The organism is Paenibacillus sp. WG02 (assembly GCF_055396115.1).
In genome coordinates this window covers 8,279,038-8,302,844 of record NZ_AP036016.1, presented here as the reverse complement: position 1 = coordinate 8,302,844, position 23,807 = coordinate 8,279,038, and the positions used below count along the sequence as shown (strand labels likewise).

The following is a 23,807-nucleotide window of genomic DNA, read 5'->3' as shown; positions in this document are numbered from 1 at the left end:
CATAAACCTATAAAAATCAAACATCATACCTATAGTTCCCACATTGTAAGGGTTACCATATTCGAGCGATAATAAGGATATCAAGAACAACCAACCAAACGAGGGGGATTCACATTGGTAACTAAATATAAAGCACTAAGCGTCGTGGCAGCTAGCTTGATGGCGATCAGCTTAACGGCATGCGGTTCAGGTGGAAGCACGAGCGGCAGCACAACGGATACGAAAGCTACCGCAGCACCGACTGCGACAGCACAAGCTAAAAAACAGGAAAACATTACGATCACGTTCCAAAATATATATCCGGATCCAACGGATCCAAAAAACGGCATGTTGAAGAAAATCGTTAACGATTACCAAACGAAAAATCCGAACATCAAGATCGAGCTTGACTCCTTGAACACGGATCAACAAAAGCTGAAGCTCAAAACGCAAGCCGCTTCCAAAGAGGTTCCCGACATCACGATCGTGAATCCGGCCGCGCAAATGAAGCCTTTCGTCGATGCTGGCCTGTTCGCGCCACTGAACGACATGCTTGATCAAAACGGATTAAAAGGGACGTTCCAAGAAGGTATTCTGAACTGGTACACGTTCAACAACAACATCTACGCTTTACCTGATGGTAACAACATTGCAGTTGTTTACTACAATAAAGATCTATTCAAGCAAGCTGGCGTTGAAGTGCCGAAGACTTTCGAAGAAATGGTAACAGCGGTAAAAACGCTCAAAGGCAAAGGCATTCAGCCAATGGCGATCGGTGAAAAAGATTCCTGGACAGGTTCCTTCTTGTTCATGAACGTATTGCTTCGTACCAATGGCGGCCCTGGCTTCCTACAAGCTGTCGTAGATGGCAAGAAGACGTTTGCTGATCCAGCATTCACTGAAGCCGTAAGCAGCTTCCAAGACCTGGTTCAAGCTGGCGCTTTCCAAGAGGGCGCAACATCTTTTGACTACAACGCAGGCGAAAACTTGTTCAAAACCGGCAAAGCCGCTATGTACTTCATGGGCAGCTGGGCAACGGGCGGAATCGAAACTTCTTCCGTGAATGGTAAAGTTGGCGTGTTCAAATTCCCAACCGTGAAAGGCAAAGGGAACCCAGACGAGTTCATGCTTGCTCCAGGAAGCGCGTTCGCTGTATCTGCAAACAGCAAGCATTTGAAAGAAACCAAAGATTTCTTGAACTATTTCATGCTGAACTTCCCTAAAGAAGCTTTCGCTGTAAAAGGCGCTGTAGGTATCGCACAAAAAGTAGATGGCGACTTCAAAGCCGCTGGTTACTCCGATATGGCGATGGAAGTGCTTGGTTTGTTCAAACAAGTAAAAGGCGGAGATCTTGCGTTCGATAATACGATGAACCCAGGAACAGCGCAAGGACACTTAACAAGCATCCAAAACCTTTTTGTACAGAAGAAAGACCCTGCTGAAGTAGGCAAAGAGCACCAAACCGCTTATGAAACGAATAAAAAATAAGATGAATTAGCAGCCGAATCGGAATTTATCTTGAGCGCCTCGATGGGCTGAAGGTAGATTCCGATTGGTATATGTCAGGAAGGAGGCGAGCCAAGTGAATGTGTTAAGAGTCTCCAAGTGGACAATTGCCATGTTTGTATTACCGTGTTTGCTGATCTATGTGAGTCTCGTTTTCGTCCCGATTCTCGTGTCTCTGTACAGTGGTTTGCTGGATTGGAACGGAATTGGCGATTCGACATTCGTCGGTTTCAAAAATTTTCAAACTCTGCTATTCGCAGACCCGGTGTTCTGGCCGTCCGTTCGCCGTACATTGATGTTTGCTGTATTTTCCATGGCCGAAATTCCGGTCGCTTTAGGTGTAGCTATTCTTCTGAACCGATTTATCAAAAAACCAAATTTTCTCGTTTCAAGTTACTTTTTACCTGTTATTCTATCCGTCGTCATCATCGGTCAATTGTGGAAAACCATCTATAACCCCGCCGCGATGGGGGGGATGCTCAATCAAGTGCTCGATATGCTCAATTTACATGGTTGGACGAGATCGTGGCTGACTGATCCTAAGATTGCGATGTATTCTCTTTATTTTGTAGCCCTATGGCAGTACTTGGGTTACCATACGCTGATCCAGTTTACCGGTATTCAGAACATCCCTGCTGATATCTATGAGGCAGCCCGGATTGACGGAGCAGAGGGGCTTAAAGCCGACTGGCATATCACTTTCCCTATGAATATTCCGATTTTTAAAATATCGATCGTCCTCGCCTTCATCGGCTCACTGCAAGCGTTCGACATGGTCATGGTCATGACCGCAGGGGGACCGGCACACGCGACAGACGTGATCTCCACGCATATGTACAACATGTCCTTCCTCTCCATGAAATATGGGTACGGAAGCGCGATTGCGGCTTTCTTGGTCGGCATGTGCTTAATCGCAACGGTTATCATTAATGCGGTTTTCAACCGACTAGAGAGAAGATTTTCATGAAGGAGGGGAGTGTTACCATGCAGACCGCACGGGAAATAGCTTCGGTTAAGCCTGCAACCATTCGGAGACGCAAACGCCTCTCTATCGTCAAAATCATCGTGGTCGCCTTTCTTTCCCTACTTGTGGTCACGCAAGTATATCCGCTGATTTGGCTAGCTATTTACTCATTAAAAAGTAATGAAGAAATCCTGTCGGGCCAGTTTTTCGCGCTCCCTCACACGCTTCAATGGAAGAATTTCACGGATGCGATCAAGGCAGGACACTATTTTCAATATTTGAAAAACAGCTTATTCGTCACTTCAATTACGATGGTGAGCGTCCTGCTGCTCAGTTCTCTTACCTCGTTCGCGATCGCCCGATTCCGTTGGAAATACGGTCAAATCGTGATGGTTATCTTCCTCATCGGGATGATGGTGCCGCTGCAGGCAACATTATTGCCGCTGATGATTATTTTCAAAAATCTACACTCATTGAATACTCATCTTTCGATCATTCTTCCTTATATAGCGTTCCAGACGCCGATTGCGGTCTTTATCCTCAGTGGATTTATGAAATCCATTCCGAGTGAGATTGAGGAATCCGCTGTCATGGATGGCGCGGGGGTTTTCAGGATCTTCCGCAGTATTATCTTACCGATTTCGATTCCACCGATGATGACGGTTTGTATTTTAACTTTCATTAGCATCTGGAATGAATACATTCTCGCGGCGACTTTCATTTCGTCCGAGCGGCTTAAGACGCTTCCTTTCGGTGTTAACAGCTTCGTCAGTCAATATTCGGTTAATTACGGGGCTATCGGTGCCTTCCTTGTGCTGGGCGCGCTGCCGGTCATTCTTATCTATTTCTTGTTAGCTGATAAAATTACAAAAGGTATGGTAGCGGGAGCGGTGAAGGGTTAATTTCACCCCTCTCTTTTTGCTGTTTCTTGGGATGCCTGTGATAAAATAGGAAGAAGCAAATAACGAAAGGGGACCTACACCTAAGTGACACGAGGCCTACACTCCATTCATAACCGGCTATTTCTGCTATTTATCTCCTGCATGCTAGTTCTCGTGCTTCTTTTAAGTGTGCTCTATTATCAGAAAACAACGCAAATTATCCATAGTAAAATTAGTGATTTGGCGGAGAAAAATATTTCTCAAACGGTAGGTTTATTTGATTTGCTGCTGCAAGGCTATGATAGTATCACGAAGTCTCTGAATAGCAATTATGAAATGCTAAGGCTTATCGAAGATCGCGATACGAATAAGGATCAAGCGGTTAGTATCATCAATGAGCGAACCATTACGAATATTCTAGGCGCTATTTATTATTCGCGCGATGATATCGTCGGGATTCATGTCATCACGAATGCGGGTAAAAACTACAACTACGAGCGAGGGTTCGATAGTGTCATCGATACGAATTATTCGTCCTCGGAGTGGTATCAGAAGCTGCAAGATTCATCCGGAGAAATGGTGTGGTTCGGGTTATTCCAAGGCTCTGTGATCAATCGGTTCCAGAAGGATCAGTTGTTCGTATTCGGGCGCAAGCTGTACGATTTAACAGACCATCGTGTGATCGGCGTCATGCTCATCGAGACGAATCCGCAGCCGATACTAGCTGCACTTTCGAATGTGACGATAAGCCCGAACAGTCGTGTATACATTGTTGACCGCGAGAATCGGATGATCGCCTCTACCGCGGAAGAGAAGGTCATTCCGCCTTCATTCAGCGGGCTTCCGCGTCCTCAATCCAATGAGATCATCGTCGATGATCGGACGGATCAGCTTATCGTCGCTGCGAAGGCGAAGATGTCGGATTGGACCGTGCTTGGTTTGACTCCAAAAGGGGATATCAACGCCGAGGTCGTGAAGACAAGAGAGTATTTGTACGTAGTTATTGTAGTACTCGTTATTTTGTCTACGGCTTTGGCAAGTCTCATTTCCCGCAACATCGCTTCGCCGCTCAAGCTGCTCATCCGCGAGATGAAGCAGGTGGAGATGGGGAATTTCAAAGGCTCGGTGACGGTGAAGTCATTTGAGGAAATCAATTCGTTGGTTTCATCGTTTAACCGCATGGTGAATCGGATGGAGGAGCTTATCGAGCGCATTACGCTCTCTTCCATCAGTGAGAAGAATGCGGAGCTGCAGGCCCTTCAATCGCAGGTCAACCCTCATTTCCTCTACAACACACTGGATATGATTTATTGGATGCTTGATGAGCGGGAGAACGACCGGTTGGGCAAGGTAATCTTAGCCCTGTCTCACATGTTCCGCTACAGCAGCGACTGGCAGGAAGCGTCGAAGACGACGCTGCGGCAGGAGCTGGACCAAATGAGGCATTACATCACGATTATCGAAAGCCGTTTGGAAGGTAGAGTTAGTACTGACATACAAATTGATCCTGATGTCCTTGATGTCATCCTACCGAAAATGACCTTGCAGCCGATCATCGAGAACGCTGTTAAATATGGGCTGGAGCCTCTCCGTGAGCCGGGTATTCTCCGTGTACGTACGGAAGTTCATGAGCAAGAGCTCCATATCATTATTCAGGATAATGGGGTCGGCATCGAGGAGAGCACACTTATGGAGATGCAGGAGCTGCTGCGCGCGGATACAACGGAAGCGGGTGGCCTGGTGGCTTCGATGAAAATGGAGCAGCAGACAGCTGCAAGCTCCGTCCAAGCGGCAGGTCCTTCTGTTAAAACAAGGCGGGGCATTGGGCTCACCAATGTTCACCGCCGTATAGCGTTAATGTTCGGAGATGCCTATGGGCTCCGTATTCATAGTAAACAAGGGGAAGGAACAACGGTCATCATCGCGATGCCGCTTCCTAGGAAAGGAACCTAAAACATGGACATTCTCATCGTAGATGATGAAACGGTCATACGAGAAGGCATTCAGCGTACGCTGCAGAATCGTTTCCCCGAGCATCGGGTTCATCTGGCTGCGAATGCAGAGCAAGCCGTTACGCTGCTGCGGAGCCATCCGATTCATATCGTTCTCACGGATATTTTGATGCCGGGCATGACCGGTCTAGAGTTTATGAATATGTCTCGGAGCCGACACCCCCATGTGAAATGGGTTGTCATTTCGGCCTATTCGGAGTTTGCTTACGCCCAGGAAGCAGTGAGGCTTGGGGCTAAGGACTATTTGCTTAAGCCGATCGGCAAAGAAGTTTTAATTGACATGATCAGCAAGCTAAGCGAAGAAATTACGCGTGAAACGGAGCTGACCGAAGAGGCTGAACTGTTGAAGGCTAACCGCAAATATTTGCAGGAAGCCGTATTCCAGCGCTTTGCGCAGGGTTTGGACACGGGTCGCATCGACATGGGCCCCTTCATGGAGCAGCACCCTTATTTTCATCTTATCATGGTTAAAATGGAGACCGATAAGCCCGTCTTCCTCGAAAATTTCATTATCGAGAACGTCATGCTTGAGCTTATCGAGCGCTACGGCAAGGGCTTCGTGACGGTGCACGACAGCAAAAGCCTGCTAGGTCTCGTCACGCTGCCCGAAGGCGGCAACCTGACCCTTCTGATTGATGAGCTGCGCAGCCATCTGGTGAAGTACCTGAAGGTGCCCTTCCAGATGATGAGCTCCGAGCTAATCGACTGCTTCCAGGCGGTGCCTGCGGAAGTACAGCGTATGAGGCAAGCGTCTACGACGCAAATCTACGAGCATCATGCCAGCGGCAGTGATCGCTCTATAGACGTCGCCTTGCAATATATCCGCACGCATTACCATGCTGATCTATCACTAGAGAAGGTCGCTTCGATCGTTTACCTAAACTCGGTTTACTTTAGCCAGCTTTTTAAGCAAAAGACGGGTCAAGGCTTCAAGGAGTATGTTATTCACCTTCGTTTGGAGCAGGCAAAGCAACTGCTGGTGAATCCCAAGCTCAAGCTCGCTGACGTAGCTGAACGTATCGGCTACCATGACATGCGCCATTTCTCGCAAGTTTTCCGCAAAAAGTATGGTGTAACCCCTTCGGAATATCGCCAGGAGAATTCGGGGGATAAAGCGGATAAATTTGTGTCAAGAGACTGATGCTCATCAAATTCTCATGAAATTCTAAGAATGGCGGATAATGCTAGGTGTGGCGTGACTTTCTCCTAATTCGGGTAAATACTGGGTGATCGTAGTGTGGTAAGGTGGAATCAGGGCAAACAAGCCCATCACAACACGATCCATGAAGGAGGAAGTCAAGTCATGCAAACATTGAAAAACAACCGCCTTAGCAAATCGTTAGTGGGGATAAGCCTTAGCCTTTCCTTGTTAACTTCAGGAACGATGTTCCTTACTCCACAGTCCGCTCATGCGGCAGCAACCTACAGCGCAACCGCAACTAGTGCTAGCAAAGCAGATAGTATCGTACGTACAGCACAATCTTATATAGGTAAAGTTCGCTACGTATTTGGCGTAAGAGATACGAAACGTTTAATCTTAGACTGCTCTGCTTATACGCAAATGGTATTTAAACAGAATGGCATTTCGATCCCTTGGGGATCAAGTGCACAAGCGAAGTTAGGAACTCCTGTTAAGAGTAAATCGCAATTACAAAAAGGCGATCTCGTTTTCTTTAGTGTTAGCAAACCAGGCCGCATTAATCACGTTGGCATCTATGTAGGGAATGGCAAATTTATTAGCAACACGAAAAGCTCCGGTGTAGTCATTCGCGATATGAATACGGGATATTGGAAAGATAAATTCATTACAGGTCGTCATTTGTAGAATTGCGCCTTAGCTGATTCCTCCCCTGACAAAGCGGCAATCCTAAGCCCTCACTCGATCCTTCTATCAAATAGGAGGATCGAAGTGAGGGCTTCTTGTTGACCAAGCATACTTTTAAATGGTATATAAAAGAAAACCGTTTACAAGGGAGCAGAAGAATCGAAATGACCTTACAACAAGCATTTGAAGATGTTAAAAAGTTTCATGAAACGTTTGAGCATCCAGTAGGCACAACCCCACAGCGCCTTTCTGACAGCCGCAAAGCTGCTCGTCTAGCTTGGATGCAAGAAGACTTCAGGAGTTCAAAGAAGCAGTCACACTGGAAGACGAAGTGGATGCGATGATCGATGAGTTATATTTTGTCCTAGGTACGTTGGTTGAAATGGGCGTGGAGCCCGGACCGATCTTTGACATTGTTCAGCATGCAAATATGTCCAAGGTATGGCCTGATGGACAAGTTCATAAAAATGAGACCGGCAAGACCATCAAGCCCCCCCATTGGCAGGACCCATTCGACAAAATAAAAGCCGAAATTCGCAGACAGCAAGGCAACCAAAATGGCTGAGGAGGGCGCAGCAGTGGCGTTTCACACGAAATTAAAAGAGCTCAGACAACAGCAAAATCTAACTCTCCGTAAGCTCGGAGAGAAGGCGGGAATCAGCTATTCTATCCTGAATTCTATCGAAAATGGTCGAATCGAACCGTCGAAAGATGTCGCATTAGCACTAGCTATTGCCTTGAAAATAGAGGACAGGGAAGAGTTCTTATCTTTAGCAAGAAATCCCTTCTAGGGATAATTGCATTACATGATATTGTGTGGTAAAGTAATGTTAAGTCTTAAAGATTCAACCTGAATTGCGTATTGCAAAGGGTTAGCATTAAGTTAATGAAACCTTTTCCAATGTGTAATTTTTTTGTTCGAAACAAGAAAAAAGACATGTTAATAAAACTTTGGAGGTATTACCCATGGCAGTAGGAACAGTAAAATGGTTTAACGCAGAAAAAGGATTTGGCTTTATCGAAGTTGAAGGCGGCAACGATGTATTCGTACATTTCTCCGCAATCACTGGCGAAGGTTTCAAATCTTTGGACGAAGGCCAACGCGTTGAGTTCAACGTAGTTCAAGGCAACCGCGGACCACAAGCTGAGAACGTTGTAAAACTGTAAGCTGAGCTTGCACAAATAGCATTCTCTAAGAACGGCCTCTCAACTTATGTTGAGGGTCGTTCTTTTTTGCGTCCATCTCCAAAGGCAGCCATACAAAAATAAAGAGCCTCAAAGAGGCTCCCCATTCACATAATTTATTGATAATCCTTCGCCTTTTTCACAAGCTCATCATAAGCAGCTTCAGGCGTTATTTTACCGAACATCACTTTTTCACCGATACTCTTATAATCTTTAGCTGTATAGTTACTCCAGCCCTTAGCTCCAGCATTGAAAGGTTGAGCGTCAGGAGCAACATTTTTAATGAGTTCAATTTGCAATTTATCAGCAGGTGTTAACTTAGGTGTTAGGTAATCAAGCATTTTCTTGGAAACCGGCACGCCTCTTGTTGTCGTTAGGATGTCTGCGGCTTCGCTATCGTTCACGAACCAATCGATGAATTTCTTGGATTCTTCGGCATACTTGGAATCAGCACTCACTGACCAGAACATGGAAGGCTTCAGCCAACCGCTAGACTTTGGCCCTTTCGGCTGAGCAACAAGTGAGTAAGCACCTGGTTTAACACCCTCGTAGCCTGGGAATAGCGCGGCGAAAGTACGTTTCATCAATACGCTGTCATTGTTCATCAAGTCGAGCTTAGCGTCAGACTCTTTGTCTGTGCTAGCGATTTCTGCGGGAGGAATGACCCCGGCTGTTCTCAGCTCCGCATATTTCTTAACAAAGGTCAGCCACGTATCTTTATCGAAGTTGAATTTGCCGTCCTCGGTAATTGGGTAGCCTTTGCCCTGACTAATTTGATAGGCGGAATACGTGGTATAATCGGATGTTGCATCCATCAACACATATTTGTCTTTCTCAAGCTTAGCTTTAGCATCTTTACCGAATTGGAAGTATTCGTCCCATGTCCAACCGTTTTTGGGAGGCGTAATCCCTAATTTATCAACGGCATTCTTATTGTAGATCATGCCAGTTGCATTATTGCCAAGCGCAATGGCATAAAGCTTATCTTTAAATTTCCCTGAATCCACGAGTGATTTGTCGATATCTTCGGTACGAATGCCTTTGGATAAGTCCGCCAACTGGTTTCTGCCTGCGTACTCGGCTAACCATGCTGGATCCATTTGGATAATGTCCGGAGCATTTTTAGCTGCAGCTTGGGTAGCCAGCTTATCCGCGTAGCCATCAAACCCAGAGAATTCTGGCTCAAAGGTCACATTCGGATGTTTCTTTGTATACGCATCTAATGCTTTTAATGTAGCGTCGTGCCTCGCCTGTGAACCCCACCATACGATACGAAGCTTAACAGGTTGGGAGGTTGTAGCCGCGGGTGCTGCTGTTGCAGCAGGACTGCTTCCCGTAGTACTTGGTGTATTTCCGGAACCACATGCACTTAGGGACAGCGCTATCATGGCAGTCATCGAGAGCATGCTCCATTTTCTCATCTGCACTTTCATTGAAAATCCCCTTTCACTACCTCATTATCTTTACAAGTTAATTATAGGACAACTGAAAAGAAGAAAAAGGAGAGTAATGAACACACTTCTTTCACTATTGATCACAATTTGGATCTCAATATGACAACGAATAGGTACATTCCCGGCTATAACCCGCTCTTACTTACTTCACTCGGGCTAATGCCATTATATTTTTTGAAAATTGAGCTAAAATAAGGGACGTTTTTATAGCCAACTTTTTCGGATATCTCATAAATCAAATATTTGCCTTCGGCCAGAAGGGCTTGTGCCTTCTTCATCCGCACTTGGATAACGTAGTTCGTGAAGGTTTCACCGGTCGCTTTCTTGAATATTTGATTCAAATAATTACGAGACAAGTAAAGCTGCTTCGACATATCTTCCAAGCTGATCTCTTCGGCATAGTGATCGTGTGCATATTGAATCATGAAATCAACCGCTTCTTTATGCTTGGAATTCTCGTTCCAATGCCGGCTGGTAGCAATAATATGAATTTTTCCCCGCAACCATTGCTGCAATTGTTCGGGTGTTTGGATTTGAATAATTTCCGACTGCAGCTTCATTTCAGGAAACAGCTCATCAAGCACAATACCTACGCTATATAAGGAATAAGCAAATATGGTCCACAGCTCTGTACATAAATACTGCAAATATGCTGGAGTTATGGTTGACATGCTTTGCAAGCGATTGATATAAGCTTCCACAATCTGTGCAGCGGTTTCTTCTTTGGAATAGACAATTGCTTCCGCAAGCTCTTGGTAAAACTTAATTGGACGAATAGCCAGTTCTTTCTCGGATGGAACGGTAGGTAGCTGATCTCCTTTAAGTTGCGGGATGTTGGACATTTGTAATAAATCTAGAAAGGCTTCCTCGGTGGAGTCCGATATTTCCTGCCAGGATTCCTTCATTTGGCCTAGCCCCAAGCGGATCGTTAGCCGAAGGTAAGTAAGCACACAGTCCGTGATATGCTCGCCAATCAACTGAATCCGACGCATCGCATCAGCTGTCACACTCGAACGCTCAACATGAAACATAATCGCAGCATGATGGCTGTGAAGCTCAATAAAGTCGGACTCCGGCCAATCTTCGGCCAAGATTTCTCGAATAATATTGGCTAATGCAAAGCGAAATAAGTTCCAATCGATTAGCGATAGGTTAGCCGTGCGAACAGTACTCATAAGCTCTATACCCATCACGACGTGGTTTCTTTGCAGCCAGTAGGCTTGTTCAGATAGCAGAATGCTTTCCGCGGCAATCGTTTCATTAAAGGTGCCGGTCATGACCGACTTCAACCATTCTTGCTGGACAAAGGGTTCATACATCATCAGCCTTCTTTTGACTTCTTCTTGCTCTATTTTTTTCAGTTCTTTCGTTTCCAGTTCTTTAATGACTTTGGCCAGAACAGCCCCCAGCTCTTCAATGGTCACGGGTTTGGACAAATAGTCGCTCACCTGCAGCCTCAGAGCCTGCCGTGCATACTGGAAGTCGGCGTAGCCGCTTAGGATTATCAGCTCACCGGGAAAGTTATTCTCGCGGAGTTTCTCAATCATTTCTAGCCCGTTCATCACAGGCATGTAAATATCCGTAATCACGATATCCGGCTGAGTTTGCCGGACCATCTCTAGACCCTCAGCGCCATCACTCGCTTCACCAACTAATACGGCGTCAATGGACTCCCAGGGAATCGCCTTCTTCATACCTTCCAACACTTGAAAGTCGTCATCAATAATGAGTATTTTCCACATGATACCTCTCCTCGACTTCTTCTTTATTTTGGATTTGCGGCAGTAGAATGGTGACTTCGGTGCCCCTGCCTTCCGTACTTGTAATATGGACCCCATAAGGGGGCCCGAAATAAGCCTCAATGCGTTCTTTCACATTTCGCAAGCCATAACCGCCAGTTTTCCTTGCCTTCGGTTGATCCCAGTCGGGTCGCAGCCCAACGCCATCATCCCAAACTTGAAATTGGATGTCTTGCCCTAGCAGATGCACATTCACGCGGATTTCGCCTTTCTTGCGTCCGTGAAAACCGTGAATAATCGCATTTTCGATAAAAGGCTGCAGGGTTAGTCTCGGTACATAGAGGTCTTTGGCTGTTTCATTGACAGAGATGGTGAATGCCAAGCGATCGCCCCAACGAATTTGCTGTATTTGCAAATAACATTCGATATGCGTGATTTCGTCTGCGATGGGAATCAATGTTTCACCATTGGAGAGGCCGATGCGAAACATTTTACCCATTAAGGATAGGATCTTGCTGATTTTCGTTTGACCGGAATCAATAGCTAACCAGTTTAATTGATCCAATGTGTTGTACAGAAAATGGGGATTAATCATGGCTTGCAGCGCCTTAATTTCGGCTTCGCGTTGGCGTTTGTGCTGAGCTTTCAATGAGATTAATAGTTCCTCAATTCGTTCCATTTGTTTCCGATAACCGTTAAATAAATTGCCAAACTCATTGGTATAGTCCGTAGGCAAGTCCGAAACTAGACCCCGATCAGGAAGCTTATTCATAAAAGCAACCAAAAGTCGAATGGGGTTGGTGAATTGTCTGGATATAAAGAATGTGAAAAAGGAAGCGATAAAAATGGCGGATAAGCCAACGGTTAAGAGAATCAGTGCTAATCGAATACTGCCATTGACAATGCTCTTCCATGGTGTCACTTCAACCAGTGTCCAGTTCGAAGGGGATTTACTCCATACGAGTAAGGATTCACTTTCTGGTTTGGCTGTTAAATGAACACTTCCGGACTTCTTCTGAATCAGCTGAATGTTCTCCAACTCGCTTTCTGGCAGGTTGGGATCACCAATTGCGGCGATTTTCCTGCCACCTGCGTCAACCAGCACTCGGCTCCTCCCCTCCGTCTCCCCTCGAATTAAATTCTGGATCTCGGAGGACTTCACATTGAGCAGCAGCATACCGTAATAGATGCCCGAGTTATTATACAGCTTTCTTGCAAAGCTAATAACAGGCAGCGAGCCTTGGTTGGTTGGAATCGTACGTTCTTTTACCCAGGCAAAATCATTATTTTGGATGTCCAAAAACCAATCCTCGTCCTTCAATTTCCGCCAATCATAAACGCGAATGGGTCCCTGAGCATCTGTTACAAACGGACGATCAATATATAAATAAATGGATTGCACCATTGTCGTGCTGTACGTAATGCTAGCAAGAAGATTACTCAAATCTACTTTACGTTTGTTTCGTTCAAATAAGTCACTCTCCAGCGGATCATACCCAATAATATCGATATTTCTAGAGGCTGCATTAGACATCTGCTCAATAGAGTTCAACTGAGTGGCCAAGCGCTTATTCAATTCATTTAATAGATCCTGCTGATAATTAGCCGTATTGTCAGCTAACTCGCGTGAAGTTAGACTGTAGCTGATCCAGGAGGAAATGAGCAGCAGCACGGCAATGAATGCGGCGAAGCTTCCAAAGAACAGGCGACCGATTCGTATGCGCTTGAATAGGTTAAACACTTCAGCTCCTCCTCATTTACTTCCATAAAAGTGGAAAAAAGGCTGCAGGTAGCAACCTTTTTCATGATATTTAATTTATTTTATCCTTTCACTGCACCCGAAGCAATGCCATCGACAAAATGGCGCTGCGCCATAAAAAAGAGAATCAGTGAAGGAATAATAGAAACGAGCGACATGGCAAGTAATTGTCCCCACGGAAGTGCAGATTGGCTGTCAACGAACAGCTTCAAGGCAAGACCGACGGTGTATTTGCTCACAGAATTGATATACAGCAAGTGTCCGAAGAAATCGTCCCAATTCCAAAGGAAACAATAAATGGCGACTGTTACGAGTGCCGGTTTCGTTAAGGGCAGCACAATACGTAAGTAAATGCCGAACCAGCTGCAGCCGTCCATTTTGGCCGATTCATCCAGCTCCCGCGGAATTCCGCGTATAAACTGCACCAATAGGAAGATAAAGAAGGGTCCTCCGATACCGCCTGCTAGGGCATGTGGAACATAGAAAGGCAGATACGTATTGATCCAACCCCAAGTGTTAAACATGATGTACTGTGGAACCAGTGTCACTTGACTTGGCAGCATCAGGGTGACCATCAAAATGGAAAACCAGAAATTTTTCAGCGGAAAATCCAATCGAGCGAAACCAAAAGCAACTAAACTGCAGGAAATGATAGACGTTACGAGAACTCCAGCAATCAGTTCAAAGGTATTCAAATAAAAATGAGTAAAGGTAAACTTAGGAATGGCTACCCATCCTTGGCTGAAGTTGCTCCATAACCACTCCGTAGGAAAGAAGCTGGGTGAGCTCATCTCCGCGTTCGATTTAAAGGCAGCTCCTACCCACCATAGCATGGGATATATCATGATTAGACTAAAAAGCGCTAATAAGAAATGCGTTCGAAAAGTCCGTACTCCAGTCAGATGGTTTCTCATTTTCTTCTCGCTCCTTCGGTTTCATAGAATACCCAGTAACGGGATGAGGCGAAAATTAAAGCCGTTACGATCGCAATCACCACAAGGAGTATCCAAGCCAGAGCGGAAGCATAACCCATCTCATATCTAGAAAAGGCGCGATCATATAGGTATAAAGCGTACATGTACGTGGAGTTAATGGGTCCGCCTTTTGTAATGATGAAAGCTTGCGTAAACATTTGAAAGGAACCGATCGTCTGCAGCACGAGATTAAACAATAGAACAGGCGACAACATAGGTAAGGTAATACTGAAAAACTGTCTGACTTTAGATGCCCCGTCCACGGAGGAAGCCTCGTATAACTCGGTAGGTATTTGTTTTAATCCGGCTAGGAAAATAACCATCGAAGAACCAAACTGCCAAGCAACCAGAATAATTAAAGTGCCTAAAGCCGTACTGGGATTGCTGATCCAACTGATCCCCTCAATACCGAAATAACTTAAAAATCGATTGATAAAACCGTTGATACCGAAAATATTTTGCCAAAGAATAGCTACAGCAATGCTGCTTCCTATTAATGAAGGCAAATAGATGAACGTTCGATACACAGAAATCCCTTTTATTTTCTTATTGAGCACCATCGCAACCATTAAGGCGCTGAAGAGCTTGATGGGCACGGATAAAACGACGAAAAGAATCGTTATTTTCAATGATTGACGAAACATTTCATCATCTGCAAAAATACGCTCATAGTTTCTTAGGCCAATCCACTCTGGCGCATCTAACAACGTATATTTAGTGAAAGAGTAATACATCGATTGAACCATCGGCCATAAGGTTAACAGCAGAAATCCAAGTAACCACGGGGAAATAAAGAGATACCCAGCTATGGGCGATTCCCAGCGTCCTTTCAGGGTAAATGCTGTTGTTTTTTTGCGTGAGGAAAGCTTTTGGTGAGCAATGGTAGTTTCAGGCTTCATCCGGAAAAACCGCCTTTCATTTCAATAACACCTTTATGTTTAGTATAAAAGGAATTGCTCCCCCGAAAAATGAGAGTAATGAACACAATTCATTCACAATCGAACAAATTGGTTCTGAGATCTAATAAACAAAAACCCAGTCAAAACACCAAAATAAAGTGTTTGACTGGGTTTTTATTTTGCTGCTCTGCCGAGCAGGGTTCAACTCTCGTTTGCGGTCAGGCGTGGTCTGGTTCCTATTACGACTGTGGCGTCCATTTCGTCTAATCTGGCCACCTGCGGGATCAGCCCATTGCTAGCGAAAATTTTGGCTGTCTGCGTCGCCTGCCGCTGGCTAGTCTCGACCAGAAGATGGCCACCCGGTGCCAGCCAGAGTGGCGCCGCAGCCGCCACCCGGCGCTGGACGTCAAGCCCATCTGCGCCTCCATCGAGCGCCACTGGCGACTCGTGAATCCGAGCCTCTGGTGGCAGCAGCCTGATCGCCTCGGTAGGGACGTAAGGTGCGTTGGCGACCAAGATGTCTACGCGGCCTCGCAGTATGACGGGCAGCGGCTCGTAGAGGTCGCCTTCATATACGTGACCACTGGCGGAAGTGACGTTGCGGCGGGCACACCGTACTGCGGGCTGGGTCGATATCGGAGGCGTACAAATCGATTCGTTCTAAGGCGGCAGCCAGCGCTGTGCCCACCGCGCCCGAGCCGCAGCATAGGTCGACCACTACGGCTCCTGGCTGTGCGAGGGCTGCGGCCTGGCGAACGAGAAACTCTGTGCGCTGGCGAGGTACGAAGACTCCTGGATCCACGGCTATCTTTAGACCGCAAAATTCCGCCCATCCGATGACGTGTTCGAGAGGCAAACCGGCGACGCGACGATCTACCATGGCGATGAGATCGTCCGGCGTCCGAGCTGCTGAGACGAGTAACCGGGCCTCCTCTTCAGCGAAAACACAACCAGCTGCTCGAAGCCTGCTGACATAGATTGTTTCATTTATAATGTATCTTCACTCTCTTTCGAATAAATCCATCATGTTTCCTTATAAATATGATAACAAAACATAGAACGACAATGCGGATAAAGAATCGCTATAGTCATTCTGTCCGTTATCCACCTGAGTAAGATTTGGTTGACGTAGCCCCCTAAACCGCCTATACTGAGCATGATTCTCATTCTCATACATAACTAGTTTGAGGTACCTAATATAGGGATCTTTGAGCGTAGCTCAAAGTCTCTCAGCAAAGAAGGTCACAACAAATATGCCAACAAAGAAACAAATGATTCGTTTCATGGCGATCCTTTTGATCGTTTGTTCTATTGTTTTAACGTGGCAATGGTTCGATTCAAAAGAATGGCTCCGCGACGTAGAACTTCTTTTCCATCAACCGCAATGGTTGGTCTTCATGTTCGTCGTGTACCTAGTTTCCTTCCTTCTAAAGGCCGCGGCTTGGCGAATATATACAGGCTCTGAGGTGCGATTCAGCATTTATTTTCATGCCATTAGCTATAGCTTGCTCGTGAATCATCTGCTTCCGGTTAAAGCGGGAGATGGCGTTCGTGCTGGCTTATATATGAAGCATGGGAGGAAATCGTGGGAGGAAGCGTTCCACTCCGTTGCGGTCATGCGATTGCTTGATATGCTCGTGCTTGCTAGCATTGGGGGAATCGGCATCGTAAGGTTAGGACTACCCTCTTCTTGGATCTGGGTGACAGTCCTGGCTGGGGGGACCGTGATTCTCGCAACAGCGCATTACCTGCCAGTGATTCGTAAAATTCCGTTCATAGCCAAGCATTCGGCTTATTTTCATCTTAAAATGCTGTCTGGCAAAGGGCTCGTCATTGTAGGATTAATTGCGATAAGTTGGATCCTGGAAGCTGGTGTTATCTTTGCTATTGCTCATATGATCGGCTTACAGCTTGGAACAATCTCGCTCGTTTGGGCGAATAGTATGACGATCGCTGGACAAATCTTTCATATTACCCCAGGTGGGATAGGCACTTATGAGAGTACAATGAGCGGGTCACTTGCCTTGCTGGGTGTGGACGGTAAGGATGCTTATAGGGCGGCGCTAGTGTCTCATACATTTAAATTTCTTTTTGCCTATACGTTAGGGGCGTATTCTCTTGTTCGAATGCCTTTACGTTGGCAAGAGATGAGAACCTGGATTGGACGGCTAACGGGTCACAAAAAACCATCATTGCATGGCAACGCACGGAAGGATGATTAATATGAAAAAAGCTTCATCGTTTGAAATAGTCGCAGCTCGCTGCTGGAATTTGTTAAATGAGGGAAAACCTTTTACCCCGATTTTTGTTGTGGGTGTTTTTCTGCTCTACCATATCCGCGTTTGGTCTGATCCTAGCTTTTGGAGTGCCGCTGGTTTGGGGCTGCTTGTGACCCTCCCTCTTTTTGTGCTTTATTATTGCTTTGATTTTCCGCTTTTTTTGCGAAATTATTTATGGATGCCGTTAATTGCTGCGCTGCTGATATGGGAGCGGTCTGATTTCTCGCTGTATTTGCTAGCGCTTGGTTTGTTCTACTTCTTTACGGTGTATTTTTGGGGCACTTTTTATTATCATCTGCGAATTGGGACGACTTGGTGGAATTTCACACGGTTCTGGAAGCTTGTTTTGAAAAATAGTGACTCAACTAGCGGCAATGCGCAAGAGCAGATGCCTAAGTTTTTGCTGCTGCTTTTCGTTTGGAATCATTATTACCGTCAGTTTGAGGCGGGCGCTTCCGCTGATGTGGGTACGGGGCTTCTATTTGCGGGCGGCTTGCTGATATACAGCTTCATTCTCCACCGTTATTTGTTTGACTGGAAACCAGCCGAAATCCCTACATACACGCGCGATTCAAGCGATGTGCAAGCGGGCGGACAAGCACTGAACAAGAAGGTCATTGTGATTGTCGTAGACGGGATGCGCAAAGAGCGCTTTGAAGAAGCCGACGCGCCATTTATGAAGAAACTGCGAGCAGAAGGCACGGAGTATGCCCAAATGGAAACCGTGTATCCTGCGCGTACCGTTGTCTGCTTCTCTTCGATGTTCACGGGTACTTACCCGCGCGAGCACGGTATTCGCTCTAATATGGTGTGGAGACTTGGAATCCGGGTTGAAAGTATTTTTGATTCGCTCCGTAAGGTAGGGAAAAAAGGACGTCTGCTCGGCATTGCGCACTTAATTGACTCCATGGGAGACGATGTTGAGAGTGTGACCGCTGTGATGCACAACGATGTCGCAGATCGTAATATTATCGAACGGGCGAAGAAGATCATGGCGGAGCAAAATCCAGATTTACTCGTTGCCCAATTGATTGGTGTTGACCAAACGGGTCACAGCCGAGGTGTTTTATATGATGATTACACACAAAAAATCGCCGAAGCCGATAAATTAATTGAAGAGTTCGTCGGCTGGCTTGAAGAGCGCGGCATGATGGAGAATACGACGCTCATCATTTGTGCCGATCACGGACAGGCTGATGGGATTGGCGGGCATGGCCACTTGGACGAAGGTGAGCGCTATGTGCCTTTCTTCCTGCATGGTAGAGCCATTAAGGCCGGCCATCGCATTGATGAAAAGCATTCCCTCGTATCCATGGCTCCAACTTTGGCCTACCTGCTGGGAGCGCCATTCCCTAGCCATAGTCGGGGACCTGTCCTAACGGAGGCTATCAAGCATCATGACTAAGAAGAAAATCATCGTTTTTATGCCTGCGCATAACGAAGAAGAGAATATTAACGGGGTCATTGCCCGCGTACCGAGAGATTTCCACCCTCAGTATGAGGTGGAGGTGCTGGTGATCGACGACGGGTCTATGGACCGCACGGTCGCCGCCAGCAAGGCAGCGGGAGCCGACCACATCGTGTCGTTCCCTCACAATAAAGGGCTCGGCGCTGCCGTTCGTGAAGGGCTGAAGCAATGCTGCCTGCTAGGTGCCGACATCGGCATCATGATTGATGCGGATAATGAGTATCCGCCGGAGCAAATTCCCGATGTCCTTGCGCCCATCATCGCCGGGCGCGCGGACTATACCTTCGGCTCACGCTTCAAAGGGCAAATCCAAGGCATGAAACTGCATCGCCGTTTAGGCAACTATACGTTCACACTGCTGCAGGCGATTCTGCTTCGCAGATGGATTTATGATGGCCAGTCAGGGATGCGCGGATTTGCTCGCGACGCCATGGAGAATGCCGTTATTGTCCACGATTACAACTATGCCCAGGTGCTCACGTTGAATCTGGTTCGCCAAGGATATCGCTTGGAGGAGATTCCAATCACCTATCAAGTGCGTACGAAGGGGCAATCCTTCATCAAATTCAGACAGTATGTAACTTCTGTACTCCCGGCGATCTACAAAGAAATGAGACGCCCTGTCTCCAAACGCGTTGTAAAACTACAGATGAATCGAGATGATGTGGGCGTATGAGACGCAACTCCGTATGGATGGCGTTGTTCGCAGCTGCGGTTATTGCTGGAGTGACGTGCCTGAGTATTGTCTACGCCAGCCCCTTTGCGCGAACCTGGGACGAGGTCGATTTCACATTGGCTCTGCATCGATATGATCTACTCGCCATGCAGCCTCATTTTCCGGGTTATCCGTATTTTATTCTAGGCGGATGGTTTATTAACCAGTGGATGAATAACCCCGTTAAAGCTTTATCTGTCTTCAATACCTTAGCAGCCTTAAGCTCTGCGCTTCCGATGTTTTTACTGGCAAACCGTCTGACGGGCAGCGGTATGAAGAGTCTTTTACTGCCTGCCCTCTTATTAAGCAGCCCCTACATTTGGCTCATGTCCTCACGTCCCATGTCGGAGTGTGCAGGTATGGCCTTATTGTGGTGGTTTCTTTGGAGTATCCGCTTTGCGATGGACCGTCCCGGTTCCATGCTTCGTCATGGTCTGGCCCTGCTGATATTCGGCTTCCTGATGGGTACACGCCTATCCTTCTTTCCATACGGTCTAGCGCTAGTGCCGCTCTGGTACGGAATTTGGCATTACGGTGCGAGCGATTGGCGGAAATGGTTGAGGCTGGGGTGCTCGGCCTTCGCTGCGCTGCTATTTCAGCTGCTTTGGGTAGCTGGTTTGGTGCTTTCCGAAGGAACTCTCGGAGGTTTCTGGAAGCTCTCTCTAGCCTTCGTTGAAGGACACTTCTCCGAATGGGGCGGCGGTGTCATTTCTACCCCGATGCCGATTGGAGAACGAATCTACCAGCTTATTGGACACAATTTACTGGGATCAGCCCTGCTAGGCGGTTCCATTCTCATTGGCATATGGCTCGTCATTATTGTCGCTGCGGCGTTTATTGGTCGGAGATTTGTGCCTGCTAGTGTGCAAAGCAATGAGAATCGACAGTATATCTTTTGGCTCGTTGCCTGTGCCGTTTTGTATACTTTATGGGCTCTTTTTGGTCAAAATATTGAGAAACCGCGTCATATTGTTCCTGTCGTTGCCCCGATATTGCTTCTTATGTTTACTTTTATCATCCGAACCGCAGAGGGATTAAGGACATCCCCGCAGGGGGCACGTCTATTGAGAATAGCGCCAACGATTCTGTACGCCCTTCTTATTGGCCTCATATCGTTTCAAGTTCTCTACGGAGCTCAGCTGCAGAAACGGCAGGCCGTAGAAGAACCAGCGGTTTATCAGCTTCATGACTATGTAAGCCGTCTGCAAGGGCCTCTCCTGCTGTTTACATGGGAAGAAACGAGAGTACTGCAATACTTGCAGGCCGGCTACGATCATCAGCGCATCTATACGTACGGGTACTTTCAAGCCGTGGCTGGGGCGAATCCCGAGCGGCGTGTGCTGCTAACCGATCATGTCGTTCAAGGCTTTGTGCAGCAAGGCAAATCGGTGAAGGAGCATGTAAAGCAGCTTGCTGAGTTTGAGTCGGACGCGCTATTTGACCCGGCGTATGGCCGCATTATTTTATATGAATGGGTGCGCTAAGGCAGGATTCATCTTTTCAGCAAAGTAAAATAATGGTTGACACAAATATAGACAATGATTATCATTATCAATGACAACGAGGTTCCAAACAATCATATCAGGGGTGAAGACATGAAACGATGGCTACTAGCCGGTTTGACTTTTGTTCTAGCGGCATTGATGATACTGCCGTCCTCCGCGTTAGCCTATTCGTATGGTGACGCCAATACAGAAGCTGTCGCTGAAACCTTTAAGCTGGTTCAAACCAATATTGGCGATGGAGCGAACAATTGGGGTGCTGCGGAAGGTGCTTACAAAGAGATAAGAGCAGAGCTCGTATCGCACTTCGGTGAAGGAATAGCTGCTACACTGGATGCTAATTTCCAGGCCAAAGATAGCAAAGCAGTCATTGCTAATTTCAAAGCTGTCCTCGTAATGAACTTGGATCGACGGTTTACCTATGCTTCCAAAGGTCTTGATGATTATGCGGAGTCCAAACTCTTGCTAGCCAAAGCTAAGGCGACCTTTGAAACGCTGGAGCCTTATGTGGGGGCGGGTTCGAGTGAAATGAATAAAGCTTTCGAAGCCGCGCTTGAAGCGCTAGGGAATCCTGGATTGTTTGGTGTTGGGAAGAAGGATGTACAGCCAGAAGTATTCAAGGAAAAGGTCAATTTTATCTATGGTAAAGTGAAGCCGCTTTTCCCTTATACGGCTTACGTCAAGCCAGCTGCTCCAAGCGAGCCTACTCCCGTACCTAAGCCGCAGGCAACAACTGCGCCCGTTAAGAATGAGCCAGGGGTCAAGACAGAACAACCAGTATCACCGGCCAAAGATGCCAAGCCGACAGAATCTAAGGCACCGGATGCCGCAGCTGCGGTGGAGACGAAGTCGCCTGAGCCTTCTGCAACGGCTAGTGCTAGTCCAGTGCCAACAACTGATGCGGCTCAGCCTACAGCTACTGTAGAAGCGCCGGCTAAAGCTGCGGAAGCAAAAGCTTCGGATGCTAAACAAGCTGATTCGGTGAAAGAAGCGACTGCACATGCACCTATGGAGCGTTCCGATAAAACGAATCCGTTGGTCAGCGTAGCTGTAATCGGAGGGGTTATCGTTCTTCTGGGCGGAGGCGTATGGTTCGCTCGTAAAAGAAAGTGGATTTAATCATTTTTTACAAATTTGAGATGAATAGAGGAGAAACTTATTATGCGTAAATTTCTAGCAGTAGCTTTAAGTGTTTCACTAGCTTTATCTAGCGTTGTTACCGTTACATCTGTTGCTTTTGCAGAAAGTAAGTACCAAATCACGGAAGATCAAACGATCGCTGCCTCCATCAAGTCTTTCACGGATATCAAAGCTCTTTTCACGGATAAAACTGTACTTGCAGACGTTCAGAAATTATACATAGATAAATTCCAAACCGAAGTTAAACGTATTGATACAACGATTAAAGCAGACGATCCTAAGATCGATGCGAATATCACACTTGTCCTAGACAGCGCTATCAAAGGTGACTTGAAAGTCGACCAAGCGAAACAAGCGATTGATAAAGGCCTACAGTGGTACTACTTCTTGGCTGTACGTGATTTGGTAAACAACCAAGTACGTCCTGCTTTGACTAAAGGAGATACCGCTGGAGCGAAAGCGGCTTTTGATAAAGTTGTACAAATTTATGAAGCTGTTCTAGAACCAAACGTTGTGAAACGCGACGCGAAATATAGCTTAAACATGGTTGCACTTTTGAAAACAACAATTGAACTTATGCAAAAAGATATTAAAGAGAATAACTTGAATGAATTCAATGTTCACCGTCAATTCCTAGACAAAACGTTGATCAAAAACTACACACTCGCTACATTTACATACGCAGAAAGCATGGCGACAAAGGCTCCTGCTGACCAGCCTGCGGCGATGACAGAAGCTTACTTCCTCTACATGCCGGTATACACATACCTCAGAGGCGGCAGTATCGCAGATGCTAACTTCGTGAAAGATGCCTTCGCATCTGGCGATGTAAGCAAAGTCAAAAAAGAAGAAATCCAAAACGCTTTACATCGCACGATGATCGGTAAAGTATCTGAATATGTGAACCAAGTTTTCACGAAGCTTGAAGCTGGTGATCTGCAAGGTGCACGCGGATATGTGGCTGAAGCTAACATGTTCCTGGCAAGCCAAGAAGTCTTCTTAGGCAAAGAGAAATATGCGGCAGCGGTTGAAGTGGCAACGAAATTCTCCAATGCTGTGGATAAATCCGATATTGCCGGTGCGAAAGAGTATGGCTTCCAATTGCTTAAGTTCCAAGTTGGTAAAGATGGTTCGAGCTTGAAAATTAGCAGTAAGGATTACCAAGTAGACGGAGCTGCTTTCACAGCTGAAAATGCGCCTTTCATTAACACAGAAAGCGGACGTACATTGGTGCCGGTTCGTGTTATTGCACAAGCGATTCAAGCCCAGGTTGAATGGGTAGATGCAACGAAAACAGTTGTTATCACAAAAGATGGCAAGAAAACAGAAATTACATTAGGATCCGATCAAGTCGTTGAAAATGGTAAAGTGAATGAGAAAGTCAAACTGGATCAACCGGTTATTATCGAAAACGGAAGCTCATTCATTCCATTGCGTGCTGTAGCTGAGTTGTTCAGCAAACGTGTCTTCTACCAAAATGGTGAAATTATCATTCTTCGTTAATCATTTCGTTCATAGCGGAGACA

General features: G+C 46.4%; 20 protein-coding genes and 1 pseudogene. 15 read left to right on the top strand and 6 right to left on the bottom strand.

Going from position 1 to position 23,807, the window contains the following annotated elements:
* Nucleotides 1–159 precede the first annotated feature (159 nt).
* From ACBP55_RS37630 to ACBP55_RS37590, 9 genes are all read left to right on the top strand, one after another.
* A complete protein-coding gene (locus tag ACBP55_RS37630) occupies nucleotides 160–1,467 on the top strand; it encodes an extracellular solute-binding protein (RefSeq protein ID WP_173185118.1) in 1,308 nt (435 codons plus the stop codon).
* 94 nt (nucleotides 1,468–1,561) lie between these two features.
* Nucleotides 1,562–2,452 carry a carbohydrate ABC transporter permease gene (locus tag ACBP55_RS37625; protein ID WP_173184981.1) on the top strand — a complete coding sequence of 297 codons (891 nt, stop codon included), beginning with the start codon at nucleotides 1,562–1,564 and terminating at the stop codon, nucleotides 2,450–2,452.
* A gap of 17 nt (nucleotides 2,453–2,469) precedes the next feature.
* Entirely contained in the window at nucleotides 2,470–3,351 is an 882-nt protein-coding gene (locus ACBP55_RS37620) for a carbohydrate ABC transporter permease (protein ID WP_464648687.1), read from the top strand.
* A gap of 84 nt (nucleotides 3,352–3,435) precedes the next feature.
* Nucleotides 3,436–5,283: a sensor histidine kinase gene (locus ACBP55_RS37615; protein WP_464648685.1), complete on the top strand. Its 1,848-nt coding sequence runs from the start codon at nucleotides 3,436–3,438 to the stop codon at nucleotides 5,281–5,283.
* A 3-nt stretch (nucleotides 5,284–5,286) separates the two neighbouring features.
* Nucleotides 5,287–6,483, top strand: a complete 1,197-nt coding sequence (locus tag ACBP55_RS37610; RefSeq protein WP_464648683.1) for a response regulator — start codon at nucleotides 5,287–5,289, stop codon at nucleotides 6,481–6,483.
* Between the two features lie 162 nt (nucleotides 6,484–6,645).
* Nucleotides 6,646–7,167, top strand: coding sequence for a C40 family peptidase (locus ACBP55_RS37605; protein WP_464648681.1), 522 nt, complete (start codon nucleotides 6,646–6,648; stop codon nucleotides 7,165–7,167).
* A 277-nt stretch (nucleotides 7,168–7,444) separates the two neighbouring features.
* Nucleotides 7,445–7,732 (top strand): pyrophosphohydrolase domain-containing protein, encoded by a 288-nt coding sequence (locus ACBP55_RS37600; protein ID WP_464648679.1) that lies wholly within the window; start codon nucleotides 7,445–7,447, stop codon nucleotides 7,730–7,732.
* Nucleotides 7,733–7,745: 13 nt separating this feature from the next.
* Nucleotides 7,746–7,958, top strand: a complete 213-nt coding sequence (locus tag ACBP55_RS37595) for a helix-turn-helix domain-containing protein (protein ID WP_029196808.1) — start codon at nucleotides 7,746–7,748, stop codon at nucleotides 7,956–7,958.
* Nucleotides 7,959–8,133: 175 nt separating this feature from the next.
* Nucleotides 8,134–8,334, top strand: coding sequence for a cold-shock protein (locus ACBP55_RS37590; RefSeq protein WP_028555213.1), 201 nt, complete (start codon nucleotides 8,134–8,136; stop codon nucleotides 8,332–8,334).
* Nucleotides 8,335–8,468: 134 nt separating this feature from the next.
* Here the strand turns inward: ACBP55_RS37590 and ACBP55_RS37585 are convergent, their stop codons facing one another.
* From ACBP55_RS37585 to ACBP55_RS37560, 6 genes and pseudogenes are all read right to left on the bottom strand, one after another.
* Nucleotides 8,469–9,785 (bottom strand): ABC transporter substrate-binding protein, encoded by a 1,317-nt coding sequence (locus tag ACBP55_RS37585; RefSeq protein ID WP_051253625.1) that lies wholly within the window; start codon nucleotides 9,783–9,785, stop codon nucleotides 8,469–8,471.
* Nucleotides 9,786–9,931: 146 nt separating this feature from the next.
* Nucleotides 9,932–11,548, bottom strand: a complete 1,617-nt coding sequence (locus tag ACBP55_RS37580; RefSeq protein ID WP_464648675.1) for a response regulator transcription factor — start codon at nucleotides 11,546–11,548, stop codon at nucleotides 9,932–9,934.
* Nucleotides 11,526–13,286, bottom strand: a complete 1,761-nt coding sequence (locus ACBP55_RS37575; RefSeq protein WP_464648673.1) for a sensor histidine kinase — start codon at nucleotides 13,284–13,286, stop codon at nucleotides 11,526–11,528. Before ACBP55_RS37575 ends, ACBP55_RS37580 begins: the two co-directional genes overlap by 23 nt.
* Nucleotides 13,287–13,366: 80 nt before the next feature.
* Nucleotides 13,367–14,218 carry a carbohydrate ABC transporter permease gene (locus tag ACBP55_RS37570; protein WP_464648671.1) on the bottom strand — a complete coding sequence of 284 codons (852 nt, stop codon included), beginning with the start codon at nucleotides 14,216–14,218 and terminating at the stop codon, nucleotides 13,367–13,369.
* The gene (locus ACBP55_RS37565) at nucleotides 14,215–15,177 is read right to left on the bottom strand and encodes a carbohydrate ABC transporter permease (protein ID WP_464648669.1); all 963 of its coding nucleotides are present in this window, start codon (nucleotides 15,175–15,177) and stop codon (nucleotides 14,215–14,217) included. Before ACBP55_RS37565 ends, ACBP55_RS37570 begins: the two co-directional genes overlap by 4 nt.
* Before the next feature lie 201 nt (nucleotides 15,178–15,378).
* Nucleotides 15,379–16,057: pseudogene (locus ACBP55_RS37560) on the bottom strand (putative protein N(5)-glutamine methyltransferase).
* Between the two features lie 373 nt (nucleotides 16,058–16,430).
* On the opposite strand from ACBP55_RS37560, the gene ACBP55_RS37555 reads away from it, so the two are divergent.
* From ACBP55_RS37555 to ACBP55_RS37530, 6 genes are all read left to right on the top strand, one after another.
* A complete protein-coding gene (locus tag ACBP55_RS37555; RefSeq protein ID WP_464648667.1) occupies nucleotides 16,431–17,399 on the top strand; it encodes a lysylphosphatidylglycerol synthase transmembrane domain-containing protein in 969 nt (322 codons plus the stop codon).
* A 1-nt stretch (nucleotide 17,400) separates the two neighbouring features.
* A complete protein-coding gene (locus ACBP55_RS37550) occupies nucleotides 17,401–18,861 on the top strand; it encodes an alkaline phosphatase family protein (protein WP_464648665.1) in 1,461 nt (486 codons plus the stop codon).
* A complete protein-coding gene (locus ACBP55_RS37545; protein WP_464648663.1) occupies nucleotides 18,854–19,600 on the top strand; it encodes a glycosyltransferase family 2 protein in 747 nt (248 codons plus the stop codon). The genes ACBP55_RS37550 and ACBP55_RS37545 overlap by 8 nt, the downstream gene beginning before the upstream one ends.
* Nucleotides 19,597–21,123 carry a hypothetical protein gene (locus tag ACBP55_RS37540; RefSeq protein ID WP_464648661.1) on the top strand — a complete coding sequence of 509 codons (1,527 nt, stop codon included), beginning with the start codon at nucleotides 19,597–19,599 and terminating at the stop codon, nucleotides 21,121–21,123. The genes ACBP55_RS37545 and ACBP55_RS37540 overlap by 4 nt, the downstream gene beginning before the upstream one ends.
* Before the next feature lie 111 nt (nucleotides 21,124–21,234).
* Entirely contained in the window at nucleotides 21,235–22,260 is a 1,026-nt protein-coding gene (locus tag ACBP55_RS37535) for a hypothetical protein (RefSeq protein WP_464648659.1), read from the top strand.
* Between the two features lie 42 nt (nucleotides 22,261–22,302).
* On the top strand, nucleotides 22,303–23,784 hold the full coding sequence (locus ACBP55_RS37530) for a copper amine oxidase N-terminal domain-containing protein (RefSeq protein ID WP_464648657.1): 1,482 nt from the start codon (nucleotides 22,303–22,305) through the stop codon (nucleotides 23,782–23,784).
* Nucleotides 23,785–23,807 lie beyond the last annotated feature (23 nt).